Source organism: Phytopseudomonas seleniipraecipitans (assembly GCF_900102335.1).
Taxonomy (GTDB): Bacteria; Pseudomonadota; Gammaproteobacteria; order Pseudomonadales; family Pseudomonadaceae; genus Aquipseudomonas; species Aquipseudomonas seleniipraecipitans.
The window spans coordinates 196,359-219,032 of the sequence record NZ_FNBM01000004.1 but is presented as its reverse complement, the minus strand read 5'-3'; the positions used below and the strand labels follow the sequence as shown (position 1 = coordinate 219,032).

Annotated in this window: 22 protein-coding genes and 1 tRNA gene; 16 read left to right on the top strand and 7 right to left on the bottom strand. The window is 58.6% G+C overall.

Annotation, left to right across the window (positions count from 1 at the left end; all coding sequences use genetic code 11):
- Positions 1 to 25 precede the first annotated feature (25 nt).
- From BLS60_RS11045 to BLS60_RS11035, 3 genes are all read right to left on the bottom strand, one after another.
- Positions 26 to 211 carry a PA3371 family protein gene (locus tag BLS60_RS11045; RefSeq protein WP_070881824.1) on the bottom strand — a complete coding sequence of 62 codons (186 nt, stop codon included), beginning with the start codon at positions 209 to 211 and terminating at the stop codon, positions 26 to 28.
- 187 nt (positions 212 to 398) lie between these two features.
- Entirely contained in the window at positions 399 to 635 is a 237-nt protein-coding gene (locus tag BLS60_RS21320; protein ID WP_143024592.1) for a hypothetical protein, read from the bottom strand.
- Between the two features lie 178 nt (positions 636 to 813).
- Positions 814 to 1,281, bottom strand: coding sequence for an Lrp/AsnC family transcriptional regulator (locus BLS60_RS11035; RefSeq protein ID WP_070882045.1), 468 nt, complete (start codon positions 1,279 to 1,281; stop codon positions 814 to 816).
- Between the two features lie 200 nt (positions 1,282 to 1,481).
- Between BLS60_RS11035 and BLS60_RS11030 the strand changes: the two genes are divergently transcribed.
- The 4 genes from BLS60_RS11030 (at position 1,482) to BLS60_RS11015 (ending at position 7,656) form a co-directional block, all read left to right on the top strand.
- Positions 1,482 to 4,949: an indolepyruvate ferredoxin oxidoreductase family protein gene (locus tag BLS60_RS11030; RefSeq protein WP_092367858.1), complete on the top strand. Its 3,468-nt coding sequence runs from the start codon at positions 1,482 to 1,484 to the stop codon at positions 4,947 to 4,949.
- A gap of 87 nt (positions 4,950 to 5,036) precedes the next feature.
- A tRNA-Arg gene (locus BLS60_RS11025) sits at positions 5,037 to 5,111 on the top strand.
- Positions 5,112 to 5,481: 370 nt separating this feature from the next.
- Positions 5,482 to 6,141 (top strand): YceH family protein, encoded by a 660-nt coding sequence (locus tag BLS60_RS11020; protein WP_092367855.1) that lies wholly within the window; start codon positions 5,482 to 5,484, stop codon positions 6,139 to 6,141.
- A gap of 183 nt (positions 6,142 to 6,324) precedes the next feature.
- Entirely contained in the window at positions 6,325 to 7,656 is a 1,332-nt protein-coding gene (locus BLS60_RS11015; RefSeq protein ID WP_092367852.1) for an MFS transporter, read from the top strand.
- A 14-nt stretch (positions 7,657 to 7,670) separates the two neighbouring features.
- Here the strand turns inward: BLS60_RS11015 and BLS60_RS11010 are convergent, their stop codons facing one another.
- From BLS60_RS11010 to flgA, 4 genes are all read right to left on the bottom strand, one after another.
- The gene (locus BLS60_RS11010) at positions 7,671 to 8,420 is read right to left on the bottom strand and encodes a flagellar brake protein (RefSeq protein ID WP_092367848.1); all 750 of its coding nucleotides are present in this window, start codon (positions 8,418 to 8,420) and stop codon (positions 7,671 to 7,673) included.
- A 79-nt stretch (positions 8,421 to 8,499) separates the two neighbouring features.
- A complete protein-coding gene (locus tag BLS60_RS11005) occupies positions 8,500 to 8,967 on the bottom strand; it encodes a flagella synthesis protein FlgN (protein ID WP_092367845.1) in 468 nt (155 codons plus the stop codon).
- Positions 8,968 to 9,071: 104 nt separating this feature from the next.
- Positions 9,072 to 9,407: a flagellar biosynthesis anti-sigma factor FlgM gene (gene flgM / locus BLS60_RS11000; RefSeq protein WP_070881831.1), complete on the bottom strand. Its 336-nt coding sequence runs from the start codon at positions 9,405 to 9,407 to the stop codon at positions 9,072 to 9,074.
- Between the two features lie 165 nt (positions 9,408 to 9,572).
- Positions 9,573 to 10,331 (bottom strand): flagellar basal body P-ring formation chaperone FlgA, encoded by a 759-nt coding sequence (gene flgA, locus BLS60_RS10995; protein ID WP_070881832.1) that lies wholly within the window; start codon positions 10,329 to 10,331, stop codon positions 9,573 to 9,575.
- Between the two features lie 78 nt (positions 10,332 to 10,409).
- On the opposite strand from flgA, the gene BLS60_RS10990 reads away from it, so the two are divergent.
- From BLS60_RS10990 to flgK, 12 genes are all read left to right on the top strand, one after another.
- Positions 10,410 to 11,345 carry a chemotaxis protein CheV gene (locus tag BLS60_RS10990; RefSeq protein WP_070881833.1) on the top strand — a complete coding sequence of 312 codons (936 nt, stop codon included), beginning with the start codon at positions 10,410 to 10,412 and terminating at the stop codon, positions 11,343 to 11,345.
- A 106-nt stretch (positions 11,346 to 11,451) separates the two neighbouring features.
- Positions 11,452 to 12,279: a protein-glutamate O-methyltransferase CheR gene (gene cheR / locus BLS60_RS10985; protein ID WP_070882046.1), complete on the top strand. Its 828-nt coding sequence runs from the start codon at positions 11,452 to 11,454 to the stop codon at positions 12,277 to 12,279.
- Positions 12,280 to 12,565: 286 nt separating this feature from the next.
- On the top strand, positions 12,566 to 12,976 hold the full coding sequence (flgB, locus tag BLS60_RS10980; RefSeq protein ID WP_092367838.1) for a flagellar basal body rod protein FlgB: 411 nt from the start codon (positions 12,566 to 12,568) through the stop codon (positions 12,974 to 12,976).
- Between the two features lie 11 nt (positions 12,977 to 12,987).
- Entirely contained in the window at positions 12,988 to 13,431 is a 444-nt protein-coding gene (flgC, locus tag BLS60_RS10975; RefSeq protein WP_070881835.1) for a flagellar basal body rod protein FlgC, read from the top strand.
- Between the two features lie 14 nt (positions 13,432 to 13,445).
- Positions 13,446 to 14,117, top strand: coding sequence for a flagellar hook assembly protein FlgD (gene flgD, locus BLS60_RS10970; protein ID WP_092367835.1), 672 nt, complete (start codon positions 13,446 to 13,448; stop codon positions 14,115 to 14,117).
- Positions 14,118 to 14,160: 43 nt separating this feature from the next.
- On the top strand, positions 14,161 to 15,582 hold the full coding sequence (gene flgE, locus BLS60_RS10965; protein ID WP_092367832.1) for a flagellar hook protein FlgE: 1,422 nt from the start codon (positions 14,161 to 14,163) through the stop codon (positions 15,580 to 15,582).
- 196 nt (positions 15,583 to 15,778) lie between these two features.
- Complete coding sequence (locus BLS60_RS10960) at positions 15,779 to 16,519, top strand: flagellar basal body rod protein FlgF (RefSeq protein WP_092367829.1); 741 nt, start codon at positions 15,779 to 15,781, stop codon at positions 16,517 to 16,519.
- Between the two features lie 47 nt (positions 16,520 to 16,566).
- Positions 16,567 to 17,352: a flagellar basal-body rod protein FlgG gene (gene flgG, locus BLS60_RS10955; protein WP_070881839.1), complete on the top strand. Its 786-nt coding sequence runs from the start codon at positions 16,567 to 16,569 to the stop codon at positions 17,350 to 17,352.
- A gap of 61 nt (positions 17,353 to 17,413) precedes the next feature.
- Positions 17,414 to 18,127 (top strand): flagellar basal body L-ring protein FlgH, encoded by a 714-nt coding sequence (gene flgH, locus BLS60_RS10950; protein ID WP_070881840.1) that lies wholly within the window; start codon positions 17,414 to 17,416, stop codon positions 18,125 to 18,127.
- Between the two features lie 11 nt (positions 18,128 to 18,138).
- Positions 18,139 to 19,236 (top strand): flagellar basal body P-ring protein FlgI, encoded by a 1,098-nt coding sequence (locus BLS60_RS10945; RefSeq protein ID WP_092368221.1) that lies wholly within the window; start codon positions 18,139 to 18,141, stop codon positions 19,234 to 19,236.
- Between the two features lie 12 nt (positions 19,237 to 19,248).
- On the top strand, positions 19,249 to 20,469 hold the full coding sequence (gene flgJ, locus BLS60_RS10940) for a flagellar assembly peptidoglycan hydrolase FlgJ (RefSeq protein ID WP_092367826.1): 1,221 nt from the start codon (positions 19,249 to 19,251) through the stop codon (positions 20,467 to 20,469).
- A gap of 6 nt (positions 20,470 to 20,475) precedes the next feature.
- Positions 20,476 to 22,584 (top strand): flagellar hook-associated protein FlgK, encoded by a 2,109-nt coding sequence (gene flgK, locus BLS60_RS10935; RefSeq protein WP_092367823.1) that lies wholly within the window; start codon positions 20,476 to 20,478, stop codon positions 22,582 to 22,584.
- Positions 22,585 to 22,674: the final 90 nt, after the last annotated feature.

Here is a 22,674-nt window from a genome sequence, read left to right as displayed (position 1 = left end):
TTAGCGACGCTGCGACTAACTCAGCTCAGCGCAAAACCGGGTCAAATTTGACCCGCTTGCCAATCAGCAATGCGACTGCCAGTGAAATTCCACTTAGAGCCAGCACTGCCTTGGCTGTAGCGGTCAGCCAGTCGGCTTGCTCCGGCGCTGCCCATAATAGGCACCCAGATATCACTGCCGTCAGCAGAAACAACAAGGCTGGTTTGGACATCATGCTCTCCTCGCGCTGCACAGTTGGCGTCTAGAAAAAAGGATCGTGGGGACCGTTTTGTTCATCCGTGAACGTATTGGGAGGGACTCGATCCGAGAGTCCATCTATCAGCCATATGGCCGCACAGGTGATCGCAGCGAGTAGCAGCACAAAGCCCGGAAAGAAAACGCTCCACATGATCAACTACTCAAAATGTGAAGCGTTGCTGTGGACGTGGCTGCAAATCGCTGTTGGTCAGCGGTTTGGCTGCGAACTGGCCGGGCTCGACGCGGGTCGCATGTTGGAACTGGACCGGAGTGGCACGCATCTGCTGAACCAGTTGCGTGGCAACTGCCTGCTGCTGATCACTTTGGAAGTTGGCGAATGCGGCGCCTGCAAGCAGGGTCAGGGCAATGGCGGTAGCCAGGGCGATGAGGCTGTTCATGGTTGGGATCTCGCATTCAAGTTTCTATGCGAGTAGAAGAGCAGTTCTCGTGCCAGTATTTTTAAATTAAAAATACTATATAAATCAAAGGCTTATTTAGATATCGGATTGCCTTTCCCGTGCATGTTGCAAGGTGGTCGAACTGTTGTATTGCAAAATGCATGACCGCGCTATGGCGTCAGTCCAGTGGCAGCTCCGTTGTACGCTTCACTTCGCTCATGGCGATGCCGGAATGGGCCTCCTGAACGTGCGGGCGCTGTAAAAGCTGATCCCGGAGAAAGCGCTCATAGCTGGCAATATCCCGCGCTACGACCTTGAGCAAATAGTCCGAGCTGCCTGCCATGGTGAAGCATTCGAGGACTTCGGGATAACCGATGATGGCTTGCTCGAATTCGTCCAGATTGCTGCGCCCATGGGCGGACAATTTGATGCTCACGAACACGGTGATGTCGAAGCCGAGCCGCTTATGGCTCAGCAGGGCTACCTTGCGTTCGATAAAGCCGTCTTCTTGAAGGCGATTGATGCGCCGCCAGCATGGCGATTGTGACAACTCCACCTTCTTGGCAATTTCGGCAGCGCTCAGGTCTGCATTGCGCTGCAGCAGGCGCAAGATGCGGCGGTCGATGGCGCTTAGAGGCTCATGCATGTTCGTTTCCATCTTTTGATTTTTATTGGAACGTTCATGTGCAGTATTGGCGCTGACGGCACGAATGAGAAAGAAAAACTCACCGAACTCCGGTCTATGCTTAAGACATTCGTCCATACAGTGATCCTGATGGATGTAGGCAGGTGGTACCTACCGTTACCGCTTGAAGGTCGCGATAAAAACAATAGGAGCGCCGTCCAATGTCTCTGGCTGAAGTCCGCTTGGATGATAAGTATCGTCTCGCTACAGGTCATCTCTATTTAACCGGCACACAGGCGCTGACTCGCCTGCCCATGCTGCAAAAGCAGCGTGATACGGCCGCTGGCTTCAATACCGCATGCTTTATTTCTGGCTACCGGGGCTCTCCTCTCGGGGGGCTGGACAAGAGCCTCTGGGAGGCGAGGGAGTTTCTGCAGCAGAACGCGATTCACTTCCAGCCCGGCGTCAATGAAGAACTCGGTGCCACAGCGGTTTGGGGTAGCCAGCAGACCAACCTGTTTCCAGGCGCCCGGTATGACGGTGTGTTTTCCATGTGGTACGGCAAGGGGCCGGGCGTTGACCGCAGTGGCGATGTATTCAAGCACGGCAACTCGGCGGGCGTGTCGCCTCTAGGCGGTGTGCTGCTGTTGGCCGGAGACGACCACGGTTGCAAGTCATCCACCATTGCCCATCAGAGCGAGCATGCGTTCATTGCCGCGTCGATTCCCGTGCTCAATCCTGCAGACGTCCAAGAGATTCTCGACTACGGCATCATTGGCTGGGAGCTCTCACGCTACAGCGGATGCTGGGTAGCCCTGAAAACAATTGCCGAAAACGTCGACTCGTCGGCCGTGGTGGATGTCGACCCGCAACGCGTGAAGGTTTACCTGCCAGATGATTTCGAGCTGCCGGACGACGGTGTGCACATCCGCTGGCCAGATCCACCGCTGGCACAAGAGAAGCGCCTCAACGTCTACAAGATCTACGCGGCCCGGGCGTTTGCGCGCGCCAACGGCCTGAACAAGGTCATGCTCGATTCGCCCAATCCTAGGCTGGGCATCATCACCACAGGCAAGTCGTACCTGGACGTACGCCAAGCGCTGGACGACCTTGGTTTGGATGAGGAGCTCTGCGCCCGCGTCGGCCTGCGCGTGCTTAAGGTAGGGATGAGCTGGCCGCTGGAGCCTGTTTCCGTACACGATTTTGCCGACGGCCTGGATGAAATCCTGGTGGTGGAGGAGAAGCGCAGCATCATTGAGGACCAGTTGACGGGGCAGCTCTACAACTGGCCGGTCGGCAAACGGCCGAGAGTGGTTGGCGAGTTCGACGAGCAGGGCGAATCGCTCTTGCCGAACCTCGGCGAATTGACGCCCGCCATGATTGCGCGTGTGATCGCGCGGCGCCTGGCGCCGATCTACACCAGCGAATTGATCGAGGCGCGACTTGGCTTTCTCGACGCCAAGGAAAAGGCGCTGGCAGCACGCAGTTACAGCACCGTGCGTACACCGCACTTCTGCTCGGGCTGCCCCCACAACAGCTCGACCAAGGTGCCCGAAGGCAGTCGGGCGATGGGCGGCATCGGCTGCCATTACATGACCCAGTGGATGAATCGCAGTACTGAAACGTTCACGCAAATGGGCGGCGAGGGGGTGACGTGGATCGGTCAGGCGCCGTTCACTGATACGCCTCACGTGTTCCAGAATCTGGGTGACGGCACGTATTTTCATTCCGGCCATCTTGCTGTGCGTGCTGCCGTGGCCGCAGGCGTCAACATCACTTACAAGATCCTCTACAACGACGCGGTAGCGATGACCGGTGGTCAGCCCGTGGACGGAGAGCTGCGAGTCGATCAGTTGAGCCAGCAGGTGTTCGCGGAAGGCGTGAAGCGCATTGCGGTGGTCAGTGATGAGCCGGACAAATATCCGAGCCGTTCGACCTTCGCTCCTATCACCAGCTTTCACCATCGGCGTGAGCTCGATGCCGTGCAACGCGAGATGCGCGAATGCAAGGGCGTTTCGGTGATCATTTACGATCAGACCTGCGCGACTGAAAAGCGCCGTCGGCGCAAGCGCGGCAAGTTGGTCGATCCGGCCCGTCGCGCATTCATCAACGCGGCGGTGTGTGAAGGCTGCGGCGACTGCAGCGTCAAATCGAACTGCCTGTCGGTGCTGCCGCTGGAAACCGAGCTGGGCCGCAAGCGGGAAATCGATCAGAACGCCTGCAACAAGGATTTCAGTTGTCTGGACGGTTTTTGCCCGAGTTTCGTAACGGTTCACGGTGGGCAGTTGCGCCAACCCGAGGCAATAGGCGCTGGCGCCTTGTTCGTAGCCCTGCCTGAGCCACAGCTGCCGTCTCTGCAGCGCCCCTGGAGCATCCTATTGCCTGGGGTGGGTGGCAGCGGTGTAACCACCGTCGGCGCTCTGCTGGGCATGGCGGCGCACCTCGAGGGCAAGGGCTGTACGGTTCTGGATCAGGCCGGGTTGGCGCAGAAGTTCGGTCCGGTGAATACCCACGTGCGTATTGCCGCCCACCAGGCTGATATCTACGCGGTGCGTATCGCCGCCGGCGAGGCCGATCTGTTGATCGGCTGCGATCTGGTAGTGGCTGCTGGCGAAGATGCGTTGGCCAAGCTCAATGAGCAGGTCTCTCATGCTGTGATCAACAGCCACGAGGCAGCGACCGCCGAGTTCACCCGCAATCCCGATGCACAGGTACCGGGCCAGGCAATGCGCCAGGCGCTGACCGACGCGGTGGGTGCGGACAAGACCTGGTTCGTCGATGCTACTCACCTGGCGACTCGCTTGCTGGGTGATAGCATCGCCACCAACCTGTTCATGCTCGGTTATGCCTATCAGAAAGGCTTGGTGCCGATCAGCGCGCATGCTATCGACAGGGCCATCGAACTTAACAACGTAGCGGTGGCGTTCAACCAGCAAGCGTTTCTCTGGGGGCGGCGTGCCGCTCACGATGCGGCAGCGGTGGCGCGTCTGGTGCGGCCGGCCATCGCAATAGCGCCGCGCTGCGAAACACTGGAAGCGCTTATTGAAGACCGTGCGGCGCGTCTCACTGCCTATCAGAACGCAGCCTACGCTGATCGTTATCGGCAGCTGGTACAGCGCGTTAGCGCGCGCGATAGCGATCCGCAGAAGCTACTGAGCCAGGCGGTGGCGCGTTATTACTTCAAGCTGCTGGCCTACAAGGATGAGTATGAAGTCGCGCGCCTGTATAGCGATAAGGCGTTCACTGATTCTCTGCAGGCACAGTTCCAGGGTGATTTTCGTCTGCAATTCCACCTGGCGCCGTCCTGGCTCAGTCAAACGGATAAATCCACCGGTGAACCACGCAAGCGCAGCTTTGGCCCCTGGATGCTGAAAGCGTTCAAGGTGCTGGCAGGATTACGCTTTCTGCGCGGCAGCTGGTTGGACCCATTCGGCCGAAGCGAGGAGCGCAAGCTCGAACACAGGCTGATCGAGGAATACGAGCAAAGCGTCGTATCGCTGTTGGAGCGTCTGACCAACAGCAATTACCAAACAGCACTGGCGATTGCCGAACTGCCGGAGCAGATTCGTGGGTATGGCCACGTCAAGGAGAGGGCGGTGGAGCAGGCGAGGGTCCAGCGGCAGCATTTGCTGGCAAAGCTGGCGGCGGAGGACGTTACGGTGGTGAGGTTGTTTGAGCCGGCCGCCTGACGAGCGTAAGCTGCTGATGGCATGACAAATTGCGGTTTGATGGTTAACATGCCGGCCGGCTGCAGAAACGCACGCCGGATCGAGCAGGTCTCCTTAGTTCAACGGATAGAATAAGCCCCTCCTAAGGGCTAGATGCTGGTTCGATTCCAGCAGGGGACGCCATGATCCAGCGCGGGACGAAAGCACTCATCCAATTCAGCCGACGGTTTTCATTAGCCTGAAAAAAAGCAAAAAAAGACCCGGCAAAATAGCCGGGTCAATAACCGTGATTAGCCTGATGAGGAGATAACTGGAGCTTCCGTCTGGATGCATTCAGATTATCAAGCCAGCTTGGCAGCTGACGGCTTAGATAATAATCATTCTCGAATCATAGTCAATACAAATCCTTCTCATTTCTATCGCGATATTTTCTGAGCACTGCTTTGTTCAGGAAAATCATTGATTTGCGCGCTATGAAATATCTGCATCGCGCATGTCATCTTGCGAGTCAGCAAGCTACGCTAGGGCTTCTCCCTCCAGCCAGGTAAGCGACATGTCCGATCAGCCTAACGATGTATCTGGCGCAGAGCCGTTGACCGCCATCGAGGCGCGCATTCTAGGTAGTCTGATTGAAAAACAGGCGACGACTCCAGAAGCCTACCCCCTGACGCTGAATGCCCTGGTGCTGGCATGCAACCAGAAGACCAGTCGCGACCCGTTGATGGCGCTTACTCAGGGTGCCGTCGGCCAGGGGCTGCGAAGCCTGGAAGAGCGAGGCATGGCGCGGCTGGTGATGGGCAGCCGTGCTGATCGCTGGGAGCAGCGAGCCGATAAGGCGTTGGAGTTGGTTGCGCCGCAGGTGGCGCTGATTGGCTTGCTGTTGCTGCGCGGGCCGCAGACGGTCAGTGAGCTGCTCACGCGCAGCAACCGTCTGCATGAGTTCGACGATGCCGAGCAGGTACACCACCACCTGGAGCGTTTGATCGGCCGCGGGTTGGTGAAGTTGGTAGGGCGCCAGCCTGGTCAGCGCGAGGACCGCTATGCACATCTTTTGGGCGACCCGGCTGAACTGCAACTGCAACTGGACGAGCGCGCGGGGCAGGGGGAGCGCACCAGCACTGCATCTTCTGCAGAGCGCCTGGAAGCGCTGGAGGCGCGGATCAATGAACTTGAGGCACGTCTGGCAGTGCTGGAAGGCAGCACCTCAGCCTGAGTGGGTGGCCATTCGGGTTTGGTTTTCTTGCCACGGAATAATGAACGTTACGTATCGCCGGTCATCAATATGGCACTGGTCATTATTCTGACTCAAGGTCGATCTGGCCGCTTTGCATGATGTTCTCAGATTTAGGTTGAGCTTCCGATCGAGGAGCTGGTTACAAGGAGTTGTTGCAGTCCCATGCGTACGATCTGGAAGTCCTTCAGCTCGCTGTATATCGCCACCGTTCTGATGTTGCTGGGCTCCGGTCTGCTGAGCACCTACCTGGCGCTGCGCCTGGCTGAGTCCGGTGAAGGCGTGTGGGCGGGCGCGCTGATGGCCGCCAATTATTTCGGCTTGGTGCTGGGCGGCAAAATTGGCCATAGGCTGATTGCGCGGGTCGGGCACATCCGTGCTTATGTCGCCTGTGCCGGGGTGGTTACCGCAGCGGTGCTCGGGCATGGTCTGCTCAACTGGTTGCCCGCCTGGCTGGTACTGAGGGTACTGGTCGGCCTGGGCATGATGTGCCAGTACATGGTTATTGAAAGTTGGCTCAACGAGCAGGCCGATACCAAGCAGCGGGGGCTGGTTTTCGCAGGGTACATGGCAGCGTCCTACCTTGGCTTAGTGCTCGGGCAGTTGGTATTGGTCGTGCATCCGACGCTTGGTCTGGAGCTGCTGATGCTGGTAGCCCTGGCATTCGCCTTGTGCCTGGTGCCAGTGGCCCTGACACGGCGCTTGCACCCTGCGGCGCTGCATCCGGCTCCGCTGGAAATGCGTTTCTTCTTTCAGCGGGTCCCGCTGTCGCTCACTGCTATCGGTGTGGCGGGCCTGATGATTGGCTCCTTCTACGGCCTGGCGCCGCTCTATGCCGCCGAGATGGGGCTGGCGACCGAGCAGGTCGGTATGTTCATGGGCTGCTGCATTCTTGCAGGCCTGATCGTTCAGGCGCCGCTTGGTTGGCTGTCTGATCGCTTCGATCGGGTCAAGCTGATGCGGGGCATGTCGGGCGTCATGGTGGTGGTGGCTGCACCGCTCGCCGTACTGACAGAAGCGCCGCTGCTGCTGCTGATCTCGGTCGGCTTTATCGTCAGCATGCTGCAATTCAGTCTCTATCCCCTGGCAGTGGCGTTTGCCAATGACCACGTCGAAGCTGATCGGCGAGTGTCGTTGACAGCCATGCTGTTGGTGACGTTCGGGGTGGGAGCCTGTATCGGACCGTTATTGGTCGGCGTGCTGATGCGCTTCTTCGGCCCCAATATGCTGTACGCCTTCTTCTGCATCTGCGGGCTGTTCCTGGTCTGGCGTGTGCGCTCGAATATCGTTACGCATCTCCACCAGGTTGACGACGCGCCGCTGCAGCACGTGGCCATGCCCGTGAACATGACCGCATCACCTTTGATGGCAGCGCTGGATCCACGTGTCGATGAGCAGGTGGTTCAGGAGCAGATGCAGGATCCGGTGGTGGAGGATGCCGATGCTCACGGGCAGGCCGATTCTGCGGAGCAGCCTGCGCAACCGTCGCAGGCCTGATCGGCCAAGCGCGGCTATAGAAAGGTGTCGTTCTCGAAGCGGCGGGCTTCACGTTGCAGCTGATAGACGAACCGTTCTATCAGTCGCTGTTGCAGCCCACTGAGCGTTGCGAAGTGCAGACCGATGAAGGTCAGATCGAGCTTGTCGTCATAACGCACATGGCGCAACTCTACCGCAGCCTCAAGGCGACCGACTGGTAGCAGTGCAACGCACTCTTCATACACCTGCCCTGGCTGAAGCTGTTCACTGGCGTTACCGGTCAGGCGTACTTTGCAGCCCGATGCGGAAATATCTAGCATCAAGCCGTCCAGTGGCGTGCGCAGCTTGGTGCCACCCAGTTCGACTTTAACCTGATCGGCTTGTCTGAGTGCCGCTCGGAACGCGTTACGGCGCTGGTGATAGAGCACCTCGTCAGGAATGCCGCCAACGTAACAGCGCTCTCCCTGGTAGTCGCTCTCCTGCATGCCAGCCGCGCAATCCCAGGCGATCCGTACGCCGTCATGAAGGGATTCGACCCGGAAAGCCTCGCCGCCATTCATGTAGCGCTCACCATCGCTGGGCATCAGTTCGTCGAGAATCAGCAGATTCTTCTCGCGATCCACTTCAATGACATAGCTCTGAAAGCGCTGGTTGCGCTCTTTGAACATGATGATCAGCGGGTCGTGGTGTTGTTGCAGCAGACGTAGGTTGGCGACAATTTCCGTGGGTGTCTTGAGCACTTTCGGGGGTTGCGGGCCACCGTCCGAGACGAAGGGGTTGGACACGGTCCAGTGATCTCCAGAGCAAGGTACTGCGCGTCAGTGAGTACGGCATTATGCCGGCACTGAGCATCTTGTCATTATTTCAGGCCTGGCTAAGCGGGCGCTTGCTGCCGATTTTAGCGGTACCGCCGCTGCTGTCATAGAGCGATGGCGTCTCATTGCCGCGCAATATCCCTAACATGCTCTCGGTAGACTTCTGGCTTGAGCGGATGATGCGTCCGTTGCGCAGATTGGCGCTCTGGCAGCTCTCCAGTAACGCGCTCAACCGATCACTGGCGCTCAGCAGTTCGTCGCCCCGATCAGCGCGGGCGGCAAGCGTCTGCAGGCCGGCACGATCAGCCGTCAGTTGCTGGCCGAGAAGCGCTTGGGTGCGAGTTTTGCCGTGCTGATCGAGACTGGCCAGCAAGGGCTGCTTATCGGCCAGGATCTGCTGCAAGCGCGGCAAGTCATGCTCGCTCAGCGCGTGGTATTCGGCTTCGATCAACTCAAGTAACTGCTCGGCGTGGCCGATATCTTCGTTGAACAGGTCAAACAGGGGCGTAACGTTCATAAACGGGCTCTCTGGGATGAACCGGTACAAAGTCTTCCAGCCAACAAGCTAGAAAACCCCGAAACGGTTCCTGGGCGTCCAACACCCCAGTGCAAGCCCGCAGACTAGCGCTGGGATTCGAAATTAAGCAGCTTGCTGGCGACGCGCTGGTTGTCGACCTGGTAGCTGCCGTCAGCGACAGCCTGTTTCAGCTTGGCGACGCGCTCGGTGTCGACGACGGGTTGGTCGCGAAGTTTGTCGACGGTCTTCTGCAATTGCTGTGCTTCGCTGCTCAGCTGAACGGATTCGCCGCTCTTGCTGCTCACTGCTGCCTTTTGGCTTGCGGCTTCGCTACCACCGGCCTTGTTGTCGATGGCTTCGTTCTTGCCGCCCTGGGTGCTACCGGCACGTGTGGTGCTGGCCGGCGTGGAGCTGTTGAGTCGGTTGAAATCGATGACCATGATGCAGAACCTCTGACAGGGTTTGGACGCTTGCCTAGTGTGTCGGCTACTGCTGAGAAAACTTTAGGCAAAAAATCGCGTCGCTTGCACAGTCTAAAACACGCTGCTTGAACAGTCAGCCAGAGGCTTCGACAATCTATGGCTCAGAAGAATTCCAGCGGCTTGTTACATAGAAACTTCAACCTGTCCTGGGCCGATGACACGGGCACGGACCACACGTTGCGAGCGCTGGTTGCGGACATTGATCTGCCGGCCCACTGCGCCGTCAGATAGCGCCTCGCCAGGCATGCGTACATTGATGCCGCCAGTGCGTGCGCTGATCACCACCTGATCGCCACGGCGAATCACCTCGGCTTGCCGCAAATGCACGGGTGCGAGGATCTGATCGGGTTGCATCGCTCGGGTGATCTTTTTGCCAAGCGCCTGCTCGATGTCAATCAGGTAGCCCTGATTAAGCAGGCCGACGTCGCGTTCCGCGAGGGCGATATCGGCACTGCTGAGCACACCCTCACGCTTGACTGGCCGCACCAGCGTGACCACGTCGCGGAACAGCCGCACCTGCGCAGGCACGAAAACCGTCCAGGGCGACGTCCCGTCGCAGCGCACGCGCGTGGTGACCCTGCCGATGGGTTCTGCGGGTGTTTCGAGGGTGACGGTCAGCGGCTGATCACATAGCGGCAGGCGCAGGCGTGGATCAAGTCGGCTGACCTCGATCTCGTGCCGCGCCTGGATGCTGCTGCGTTGTAAATACTCTTCAACTGCCTGCTCAAGAAATCGCTGGGTCTCGCCGATAAGCTGATCGGGCAGAGTGACTGATGCGGTCGTCAGCGTGCTATAGCCGAGCGCCAGCAAAGCGGGTAAAACTGCCCGGCAGCGAAGGCTCTTGGTCACGGAGCGTCGATTAATTGTCGTTTGTGCATTCATACCTGGTTGGAAGCAAGGCGCGTGCCGCCTGCTACGCTAATCAAATCAGATGCACTATTGGAACATGGGAGCCCGTACATGGCCGGTGTGATGGACTCGGTCAACCAGCGTACTCAGCTGGTTGGACAGAATCGCCTGGAACTGCTGCTGTTTCGTCTCGATGGCCCACAGCTATACGGGATCAACGTCTTCAAGGTGAAGGAGGTGTTGCAGTGCCCGAATCTCACCATCATGCCGAAATCGAACCCGGTGGTTCGCGGTGTGGCGAACATCCGCGGCGGCACCATTCCGATCCTGGATCTGTCCATGGCGACTGGCAAGCGGCCGTTGGGTGATCTGCAGGGCAGCTTCGTCATCATTACCGAGTACAACACCAAGGTGCAGGGCTTCCTGGTGCGTTCCGTGGAGCGCATCGTCAACATGAACTGGGAAGAGATCCACCCACCACCCAAGGGCACCGGGCGTGACCACTACCTGACCGCGGTAACCCGGTTGGATGACAAGCTGGTCGAGATCATCGACGTGGAGAAGATCCTCGCCGAAGTCGCGCCGACTTCCGAAGTGATTTCCGTTGGCGTGGTAGATGCCGAAACTCAGAGTAAGGCCGTCAGTCAGCACGTATTGATCGTCGACGACTCGTCGGTGGCGCGTAAGCAGGTGATGCGTTGTCTGCAGACCATCGGCGTCGAGGTGACAGCGTTGAATGACGGGCGCCAGGCACTGGATTTCCTGCGCGCGTTGGCAGATGAAGGCAGGTCTCCCGAGCAGGAGCTGCTGATGCTGATATCCGATATCGAGATGCCGGAAATGGATGGCTACACGCTGACCGCAGCGATCCGTTCCGATCCTCGTATGCAGAAGCTGCATATTCTCCTGCATACTTCGCTGTCTGGGGTGTTCAACCAGGCAATGGTGAAGAAAGTGGGGGCCAATGATTTTCTGGCGAAATTCCGTCCGGATGACCTAGCCTCTCGTGTGGTCGAACGTATCAAGTCGAGCGACCACTCGGCATAACGCTTGAGCTGGCGAGTGAAAAGACTCGGCGGCGATGGCGATAAAATCGACAAATGGGTATTGGCCATTTGCCGAATCGACTTTTCAGATGGGCGAGGCTCCGCGAGTGTCTACAGGTAATTTGGATTTCGAACAGTTCCGGATCTTTCTGGAAAAAGCCTGTGGCATCGTACTGGGTAGCAATAAGCAGTACCTGGTCTCCAGTCGCTTGAACAAACTGATGGAGACTAACGGCATCAAGTCGTTGGGCGATTTGGTTCAGCGCATGCAGACCCAGCCGCGCAGCGGCCTGCGCGAGCAGGTGGTCGATGCCATGACCACCAACGAAACCCTGTGGTTTCGTGACGCCTATCCATTCGAGGTACTCAAGAATCGCGTACTCCCCGAACTCATCAAGGCCTATCCAGGCCAGCGGCTGCGTATCTGGTCGGCGGCCTGTTCGTCAGGGCAGGAACCGTATTCGCTGTCGATGAGTATCGACGAGTTCGAGCGCAGCAACATGGGGCAGCTCAAGACCGGTGTGCAGATCGTTGCCACAGACCTGTCGCCGACCATGCTCAACAACTGCAAATCAGGTGAGTACGACAGTCTGGCGATGGGCCGTGGTTTGGCTCCGGAACGCCTGCAGCGCTTCTTCGATCCCAAAGGGCCGGGGCGTTGGGTGGTGAAACCCGCGATCAAGAGCCGTGTCGAGTTTCGCCCGTTGAACCTGCTGGACAGCTACGCCAGCCTTGGCAAGTTCGATATTGTGTTCTGCCGCAACGTGCTGATCTACTTCTCTGCCGATGTGAAGAAGGACATCCTCACCCGCATCCACGCCATGCTCAAGCCGGGCGGCTATCTGTTCCTTGGCGCATCAGAGGCGCTTAATGGGCTGCCTGAGAAGTATCAGATGGTGCAGTGCAGCCCCGGGATCATTTATAAAGCTAAGTAATGTTGGGGAATGCACAAACGGGAGGCCTCGGCCTCCCGTTTTCATTTCGGTTTGTCTGATTCATAGCTGACAGTGTTCTGTCACCCCGCGTCAGAAAAGCGGCAAGCCACCCACGGATTGCCGCTCCCACCTTGCCAGCCGGCGGAAAACCTTTGCCGCTTGAGCCTGCCTTTGCCAGTCTTCTACGCCTATCCAGCTGATTTTAAATACAAAAATATTATTGGCACGTGCTTTGCTGAGAACTTTGCACGAAAACAGGCGAGCCGCCACGGCAAAGGTTCCTGAGATGAGCATCAGTTTCGATAGCGCACTTGGTATTCATGAAAAGGCATTGGGCTTCCGTGCCCAGCGTGCCGAGGTGTTGGCCAATAACATGGCTAACGCTGATACCCCCAACTACAAAGCCCGTGATCTGGATTTCGCATCCGTGCTGGCGCAGCAGGCCGCGAAGAGCAGTGGCAGTGGTAACGCGGGGCTGAAAACCACCAACAGCCGCCATATCGCAGCAGAAGGCGTGCCAATGGGCGACGCGGCGCTCGCTTACCGCATTCCGACGGCGCCGTCGATCGACCAGAACACGGTCGATGCTCAGGTTGAGCAGGCCAATTACGCCGAGAACTCGGTGGCGTTCCAGGCCAGCTTCACGCTGCTCAACAGTAAATTCAAAGGGCTTGTCAGCGCCCTGCGTGGTGAATAAAGGAGCCCGATATGTCACTTACCAGCGTATTCAACATCGCCGGAACCGGCATGAGTGCCCAGAGCACTCGCCTGAATACCATTTCCAGCAACATCGCCAACGCCGAAACCGTCTCGTCGAGCATCGACCAGACCTATCGCGCACGGCACCCGGTGTTCGCCACCGTGTTCCAGCAGGCTCAGGGCGGTGAAAACGGTTCATTGTTCGCTGATCAGGATCAGTCGGGGTCCGGTGTTCAGGTGCTGGGCATCGTCGAGGACCAGAGTGAGCTGATGGCGCGCTACGAGCCGAATCATCCTGCCGCCGACGAAGCCGGTTATGTGTATTACCCCAACGTCAACGTGGTCGAGGAGATGGCGGACATGATTTCTGCCAGTCGTGCCTTCCAGACCAACGTGGAAATGATGAACACCGCCAAGCAAATGATGCAGCGCGTTCTGACCTTGGGTCAGTGAGCCGGGAGTGAGAAATGAGCACTGTTGATGGCATTGGCTCCAGTTCGGTACTGGACAAGTATCAGGTCAAGCAGGACAGCACGCAGAACAAGGAGCTGGGCAAGGATCAGTTCCTCAACCTGCTGGTGGCCCAGTTGAACAACCAGAACCCGCTCGAGCCTCAGGGCAATGGCGAGTTCATCGCCCAGCTGGCGCAGTTCAGTACGGTTGAAGGCGTCGAGAAGCTCAACTCGAGCATGGAGACCATTCTGTCGGGCTATCAGTCTTCCCAGGCCCTGCAGGCGTCCTCGTTGGTAGGGCGCAAGGTGATCGTGCCGGTGGACAAGGCGATGGTCGATACCAGTGAGAGCTTCAAGGCCAGCGCGGTGCTGCCGACCAGCAGCAGCAACGTGTACGTCAACGTTTATGACAGTGCCGGTTCGGTGGTCAACCGCATCAACCTGGGCGAGCAGCAGGCCGGCAACGTCAGCTTCATTTGGGACGGCAAGGATTCCAGCGGCAACGTGATGAAGCCGGGTACCTACAAGTTCGAAGCCCAGGCGACTTATGGCAACGAAACCAAGGGGCTCTATACCCTGCTGCCGGCCAACGTCGACAGCGTCACCCTGGGTGGCAGCGAATTGATGTTGAATCTTGCGGGCATCGGCAACGTGCCGCTGTCGCAGGTCCAGGTCATTGGTCAGTAATTAACAGGCTGTAACTGCCGGGCTTTCGGCAAAGGAGATTTTCATGTCGTTCAATATCGGTCTTAGCGGCCTGCGTGCTGCGACCAGTGACCTCAACGTGACCGGTAACAACATTGCCAACGCCGGCACTGCCGGCTTCAAGCAGTCGCGTGCCGAGTTTGCCGACCTGTATGCCTCGTCGATGCTCAGCAGCGGCTCTAACCCGATTGGCAGCGGTGTGCTGCTTAGCGATGTGTCGCAGCTGTTCAGCCAAGGCAATATCAACTACACGCAGAACTCGCTGGATCTTGCCATTCAAGGCAACGGTTTCTTCCGTACCAGCAATAACGGTGATATCAGCTATACCCGTGCCGGTTACTTTGGTACCGACCGCGAAGGCTTCATCGTCAACAACTTCGGGCACAACCTGCAGGGTTACGGGGTAGATGCCAATGGCAATCTGCAGAACGGCATCATCGGCAACCTGAGGGTGGAAACGGCCAGCCAGGCGCCGCGCTCGACCAGTACGATTACTCAGCCATTCAACCTGAATTCGACTGAAGGCGTTCCGGTGCTTCGGCAGAGTGCCTATGATTTATCAATTGCTAACGCGGTGGATCCGGCCAACCCAACTCCAGAGGAAGTCAATTTAGCTCTAGCCGAAGCTAATGCCACTTTTAACCCGACAGACCCTACCAGCTATAACCGATCAACTTCGGTCAATATTTTCGATGCCCAGGGCAACGCTCACGCCTTCACACAGTATTTTGTGAAGACTGGCGCTAATAGCTGGGACGTGAAGGTTCTGGTTGATGGTCGCAATCCGCTCGATCCTACTAATACTCAGCCCCTTTCAGCAGCTGTAACATTTGATGCGTCTGGAAAGATGGAGGCATTAAATCGTGCTGGTCTGAACCCACCTGAAAATCTTACCAGCGGGTTATCAGTTAACGCCGATGGCTCGTTGAGTATGAATGGCTGGAAGCCTGCTGCTCCGACTAATACCGAGGGTACCGTGTGGGCAGAAAACCGTGCAGGAGCAAGCCCCAGTGTAAAATTTGATTTTCGCGGTTCCACCCAGTTCAACAGCACCTTCTCGGTAGCAAAGGTTGAACAGGATGGTTACAGCACGGGCGAGTTGTCAGGTCTGCAGATCGATGAGACCGGCCAGCTTTTCGCGCGTTACACCAACGGGCAAACCAAGGTTCAAGGGCAGCTGGTACTGGCAAATTTCGCCAACATGCAGGGGCTCACCCCAGTGGGTAAGACCGCCTGGGTTCAGTCTTCAGAGTCTGGTGAGCCGGTGATTGGCACGCCGAGAAGCGGCACCCTTGGCTCGTTGCAGTCCGGCGCGCTGGAAGACTCCAACGTCGAGCTGTCTGATCAGCTGGTCAACCTGATTGTTGCGCAGCGCAACTACCAGGCCAACGCCAAAACCATCGAGACCGAAAGCGCCATCACGCAGACGATTATCAACCTGCGTTAATGATCGCGTCAGGGAGTTGTTGCCGGTAGCGGCAATAGCTCGCCAAGCGACAAATTACAGGCTCCTTCGGGAGCCTGTTTCGTTTCAATAAAATCAATAAAAACAGTTACTTATCTTGTTTTTGTATCTATGGCATGTGAATTGCTTTGTTGTGTTCGTCAGAGTCGCGGGCGAGTTGCCCCACCTCGGAGGAAACATGGACAAGATGCTGTACGTCTCCATGACTGGCGCCCACAACAATACGTTGGCCCAGCGTGCCCACGCCAACAATCTGGCGAACATATCCACCACCGGTTTTCGCCGTGATTTCGAGCAGGCCCGCTCGATGCCGATCTTTGGGGAAACCCAACCTTCACGCGTGTTCGCCATGAGCGAGCGGCCGGGTACCGACTTTACGCCGGGCGCCCTGCAGGAAACCGGCCGGGATCTGGATGTCGCGGTTGGTGGCAAGGGCTGGCTGGCCGTGCAGGCACCTGATGGCACCGAGGCGTATGTGCGCACCGCCAGTCTGAACGTGGATGCCAATGGCATGCTGCGTACCGGCAATGGCATGCCGGTCATGGGCAATGCCGGGCCGATTGCGGTGCCGCCAGAGCAGAAAATCGAAATCGGCCAGGACGGCACCATCAGCATCCGTGCTCTCGGCGAAGCGCCCAACGTGCTGGCCGAAGTGGACCGATTGCGGCTGGTGAACCCTGACCTCAAGCAGATGCAGAAGGGCAGCGACGGCATGATCCGTTTCAACGGCCCGCAGCCGCCGGAAATGGACGCCACCGTGCAGATTACCTCGGGCTTTCTCGAGTCCAGCAACGTCAATGCGGTCGAGGAGATGACCTCGATCCTGGCGCTGTCCCGGCAATTCGAGCTGTCGGTGAAAATGATGCGTACCGCTGAAGACAATGACACCGCTATGGCGCGTGTCTTGCAAATGACCTGATAACCAAACGCGCGGCGCCATGAATCCGGCGCCCGAGGAGAAACGCTATGCTCCCGGCACTTTGGGTCGCCAAGACCGGCCTGTCCGCTCAGGACATGAACCTGACGACCATTTCCAACAACCTGGCCAACGTCTCCACCACGGGCTTCAAGCGCGATCGCGCCGAGTTCGAGGACCTGCTGTACCAAGTCCGTCGCCAGCCCGGCGGCCAGTCCAGCCAGGACAGCCAACTGCCGTCCGGCCTGCAGCTCGGTACCGGTGTGCGTATCAATGGCACCCAGAAGATTTTTACCGCTGGCAGCCTGCAGACTACCGAGCAGCCAATGGATATGGCCATCAACGGCCGCGGCTTCTTCCAGGTGTTGATGCCTGACGGCACGGTGTCCTACACCCGTGACGGCAGCTTCCACCTGAACTCTGACGGCCAGGTCGTGACTTCCCAAGGTTTCGCTCTGGAGCCGGCCATCGTGCTGCCACCGGAAGTGCGTACTTTCACCGTCGGTGAAGACGGTACCGCTTCGGTGACCACGACGGGCAACCCGCAGCCGCAGATCGTTGGCAACATCCAGATCACCGACTTCATCAACCCGGCGGGCCTGGAAGCGATCGGCAACAACCTGTTCCTGGAGACCGCTTCCAGCGGTGCACCGCAGGTGGGTACGCCTGGCCTCAACGGCCTGGGCACCACGCTGCAGAACACTCTGGAAAACTCCAACGTCAGCGTGGTCGAGGAGATGGTCAACATGATCACCACCCAGCGCGCCTACGAGATGAACTCCAAGGTCATCTCTACCGCTGACCAAATGCTGTCCTTCATTACACAGAACCTTTAAGAAACGTGGGGTAGGGCAGTAGCTCACCCCTGATACGCCTGAACGCTGTGAGGTAGTGGTTATGAACCGCTTGGTGTGTGTGTTCTCTATTCTCGGCAGCGTAGTGCTGAGTGGCTGTATGGCGCCTGCCGCCAAGCCCAACGATCCGTACTACGCACCTGTGCTGCCGCGTACACCGCTGCCGGCGGCGCAGAACAACGGCTCGATTTTTCAGTCGGGTTTCGAGAACAACCTGTACGGCGACCGCAAGGCGTTCCGCGTGGGCGATGTGATCACCATCAGCCTCAGCGAGCGTATGCAGGCCAGCAAAAACGCCAGCTCGCAGATGTCCAAGGACAGCAACGCGAACATTGGCCTGACCTCGCTGTTTGGCGGTGGCGTATCGATCGATAACCCCAGCTCCAGCCTCAACCCGTTGAAGGCCGAGAATCTGGGCCTCAGCGCCCAGTATGGCGCGCAGCGTGACACCAGCGGCTCCGGCCAGGCCGGGCAGAGCAACAGCCTGACCGGCTCGATCACCGTGACGGTGGCCGAAGTGCTGCCCAACGGTTTGCTGGTGGTGCGCGGCGAGAAATGGATGACCCTTAATACCGGTGACGAGCTGGTGCGCATCGCCGGGCTGGTTCGCTCCGACGACGTCGCCCGTGACAACACCGTGGCTTCGACCCGTATCGCTGATGCACGGATCACCTATTCCGGTACTGGCGCGTTCGCCGATGCCAGTCAGCCAGGTTGGCTGGATCGCTTTTTCGTCAGCCCACTGTGGCCGTTCTGAGGTTCGTGATCATGCGCAAATGGATCATCACTGTTGCAGCGCTGCTGCTGGCCTCGACCGCTCAAGCCGAGCGACTCAAGGATCTGGCCAGCATCCAGGGCGTGCGTAGTAACCAGTTGATCGGTTACGGCCTGGTCGTGGGCCTCAATGGCAGCGGCGACCAGACCACCCAAACGCCGTTTACCGTGCAGACCTTCAACAACATGATGGCGCAGTTCGGCATCAAGGTGCCGGAAGGCGGCAACGTGCAGCTGAAGAACGTCGCCGCGGTGTCGATCCATGCCGACCTGCCGCCGTTCGCCAAGCCCGGGCAGACCATCGACATCACCATTTCTTCCATCGGTAATGCCAAGAGTCTGCGCGGCGGCAGCCTGCTGATGACGCCGCTCAAGGGGATCGACGGCAACACCTATGCAATCGCGCAAGGCAACCTGGTCGTGGGCGGTTTCGATGCCAGTGGCGCGGATGGCTCGCGCATCACCGTCAACGTGCCGTCAGCCGGCCGTATTCCGGGTGGCGCCACGGTTGAACGTCCGGTGCCGAGTGGTTTCGATCAGGGCAATACCCTGACGCTGAACCTCAACCGTCCGGACTTCACTACCGCCAAGAACATCGTCGACCACATCAACGAATTGCTCGGCCCCGGCGTGGCTCAGGCACTCGACGGTGGGTCGGTTCGGGTCAGCGCGCCGCTCGATCCGAGCCAGCGCGTCGACTATTTGTCGATTCTGGAAAACCTCGAGGTCGATGTCGGACAGGCGGTGGCCAAGGTCATCATCAACTCGCGTACCGGGACCATCGTGATCGGCCAGAACGTGCGTGTGCAGCCTGCCGCCGTAACTCACGGCAGCCTGACGGTGACTATTACCGAAGACCCGATCGTCAGCCAACCGGGCGCATTGTCCGGCGGTGAGACGGCCGTGGTGCCGCGTTCGCGTGTCGGCGCCGACGAGGAAATGAAACCGATGTTCAAGTTCGGCCCCGGCACCACGCTCGACGAAATCGTGCGGGCAGTGAACCAGGTGGGCGCTGCGCCTTCCGACCTGATGGCCATCCTGGAGGCGCTCAAGCAAGCCGGCGCTCTGCAGGCCGACCTGATCGTGATTTAAAAGGAACGGGACATGGATACTCGACTCGCGGCCGCCGGCACCAGCAGCGTTGATACTGGCGCCTACACCGATCTCAATCGCCTCAACCAGTTCAAGGTTGGCGGCGACAATGAGGAGAACATTCGCAAGGTCGCGAAGGAGTTCGAGTCGCTGTTCCTCAATGAAATGCTCAAGACCATGCGCTCGGCCAACGAAGTGTTCGGTGAAGGCAACTTCATGAACAGCAATGAGGCCAAGACTTACCAGGACATGTACGACCAGCAACTGTCCGTGACCATGGCCGGCAACAAGAACGGTATTGGCCTGGCAGACGTAATGGCGCGGCAGATGTCGAAGATGCGCAACGTCAGCGATCGGCCCAATCCGTTCGCTCAGGTCGATGCACCCGTGCCCGCTGCACCGAGCAAACCGCTGGCGCGCACCGAAGAAGCCGCCGCGCCCATGCAGGTGGAAAAGGCTACCGCGGCGTCTACAGATGGTGATCGCAACGACATGGTGTTGCTCAACCAGCGCCGCCTGTCACTGCCTGGCAAGCTGGCGCAGCGCATTCAAGCCGGTATCGTGCCGGGCGCCGAGACGGCCACTGCCGCTACGGTTGCCGGCACGCCTGCGGGCGATGCGGTCGGCAAACCACTGGCCAAAGGTGACTGGTTGCCGGCCAAGGCCTATGCCGCACCGGCTGAGCGCAGCCTCAACATCAATGGCAGCGAAGAAATTGCCAGCCGCACCACGTTCAAATCGGCCAAGGAATTCATGGAAACCATGCTGCCGATGGCCGAAAAAGCGGCCGCCAAGCTGGGCGTCGATCCGACCTACCTGGTTGCTCAAGCGGCGCTGGAAACCGGCTGGGGCAAATCGATTATCAAGCAAAGCGATGGCAGCAGCAGCCACAACCTATTCGGCATCAAGACTCACAACACCTGGAGCGGCGACTCTGCCCGAGTGACGACCACTGAATACGAAAACGGCAAACCAGTGAAGCAGGCAGCCTCGTTTCGCGGCTACGAATCCTTTGCCCACAGCTTTGACGATTACGTGAGCTTTCTGCAGAGCAACGGGCGCTATGAGAAGGCCCTGAGTTCGACCGCTAACCCTGAGCAGTTCGCCCGCGAGCTGCAAAAAGCCGGCTATGCCACCGATCCGCAGTACGCCCGCAAGGTGTCGCAGATCGCTCGCAAGCTGTCGACCTATCAGATGATCGCCGCCAACGGCGCGCCCTCCAACCGGGGATGATGAAGCATGGCTGACTTACTGAGCATTGGCCTGTCGGGCCTGTCGGCGAACAAGACCTCGCTGGCGGTCACCGGCCACAACATCACCAATATCAACACGCCGGGGTTCTCTCGTCAGGACACCATCCAGGCCACGCGTACTCCGCAGTTCAGCGGGGCGGGCTATATCGGTTCCGGCACTTCGCTGGTGGATATCCGTCGCAGCTACAGCGAATTCCTGACCACCTCGCTGCGCAGCAGTACCTCGTTGAGCAGTGATGTGGCGGCCTACAAGAGCCAGATCGATCAGTTGGATTCGCTGTTGGCCGGTACCACAACTGGCGTCACGCCGTCGCTGCAGAAATTTTTCTCGGCACTGCAGACAGCCGCCGAAGACCCGTCCAACCTCCCTGCGCGGCAGTTGGTGCTTTCCGAGGCCGAGGGCCTGAGCCGGCGGTTCAACACGGTTTATGATCGGTTGAACGAGCAAAACAGTTTTGCCAACAAGCAGATGAGCGCCGTTAGCGATCAGATCAACCGCCTCTCCGGCTCCATCGCCAGCCTCAATCAATCCATCGCGATCGCGCAATCCAATGGCAGCCAGCCCAATGACTTGCTGGATGCCCGTGAAGAAGCCGTGCGCCAATTGTCGACTTTTATCGGCGTCAATGTGGTCGCGCAGAATGATGGCACGCAGAACGTCTTCATCGGCTCTGGTCAGCCGCTGGTAATCGGCAGTAATGCGGCGCGCCTGGAAGTGGTGCCTGGTACCAATGACCCGAATCGCTCGGAAATCCAGTTTCTGGTCGGGGCCTCAAAGCAGACCATCACCACGCAGGTTACTGGCGGGGAGCTGGGCGGTATCTTGCGTTATCGCGAGGAGGTGCTGGATACCACGTTCAATTCGCTTGGGCGTCTGGCCTTGGCGGTTAGCGATCAGGTCAACAGCCAGTTGGGGCAGGGCCTGGATCTGAAAGGGCAGGTCGGCACCAAGCTGTTCGGTGACTATAACTCGGAGTCACTGGCGCGCTTGCGCGTGTTGCCGTCTTCCAATAACGAAAGCAACGCCTCGCCAATATTAAATATCAGTAATAGCTCGGTGCTGACTACTAGCGACTATCGGCTGGAATTTGACGGTACCAATTACTCCGCGCGGCGCTTGAGCGACAACCAGTCGATGACCGTGACGCAGAACCCTCCCGGCACCCTGAGCTTTGGATTTGTTAGGCCTAATGCCAACCCGAATCTACCGCCAATCGTCCAGGATCAGGGCTTCCAAGTCGTCATCGGTACGCCTGCACCGGCCCCCGGTGATTCGTTCGTGCTGCAGCCGACCCGCATCGGTGCCTCGACCATTTCCACCGTGCTGGATCAGGCTGATCAGTTGGCGTTCGCTGCGCCGATTCGCGCCGAGGCCAACCTGCAGAACCGCGGCAACGGCGTCATCAGCCAGCCGACGCTTAAGCCAACTGACAGCGATATCAATCCAGGCGCACTGCAAATTGCATTTCCGCCGGTCACCCTGACTTATAACGCCGCTGACGATAATTTCTCTGGGTTACCCGCTGGGGCGAATCTGGTTAAAGTCGATGGGAAAGGTGTTCCGATTGCTTATGAGCCAGCGAATCTGAGTGATCCGAATAACCCGAGTAATCCGGACTACCAGCTATTTGTGCCGGGCCAGCAAAACAACTACCAACTGACCCTGGCCGATGGCACCAGCGTCAACATGAGCGTCAGCGGTCGCCCGGAAAACGGTGACCGCTTCGACATCAGCTTCAACCAGAATGGTGTGTCGGATAACCGCAACGCCCTTGCGTTGGTTGGTTTACAGAGTAAGCAGGTCGTTGGTGTTGACCCGAGCGTGAAGGGCATCACCACCGGGTCCAGCTTCACCGACAGCTACGGCGACCTGATCGAGCGCGTCGGCACTCTCACTGCCCAGGCGCGACAGGACAGCGAAGCCACGACCGCTATCCTCAAGCAGGCACAGGACAACCGTGACTCGCTGTCAGCGGTCAACCTCGATGAGGAGGCGGCGAACCTGATCAAGTTCGAGCAGTACTACAACGCGTCCGCCCAGGTGATTCAAGTTGCGCGCTCTTTGTTCGATACCCTGATCGGGGCATTCAGATAATGATGTAGGAGCGTCGCCCCCGGCGCGAATCGATGGTGGCCGCGACGCGATATTGACGCTGCCGCAGCTATTCGCCGTGTGGGCGCGCAG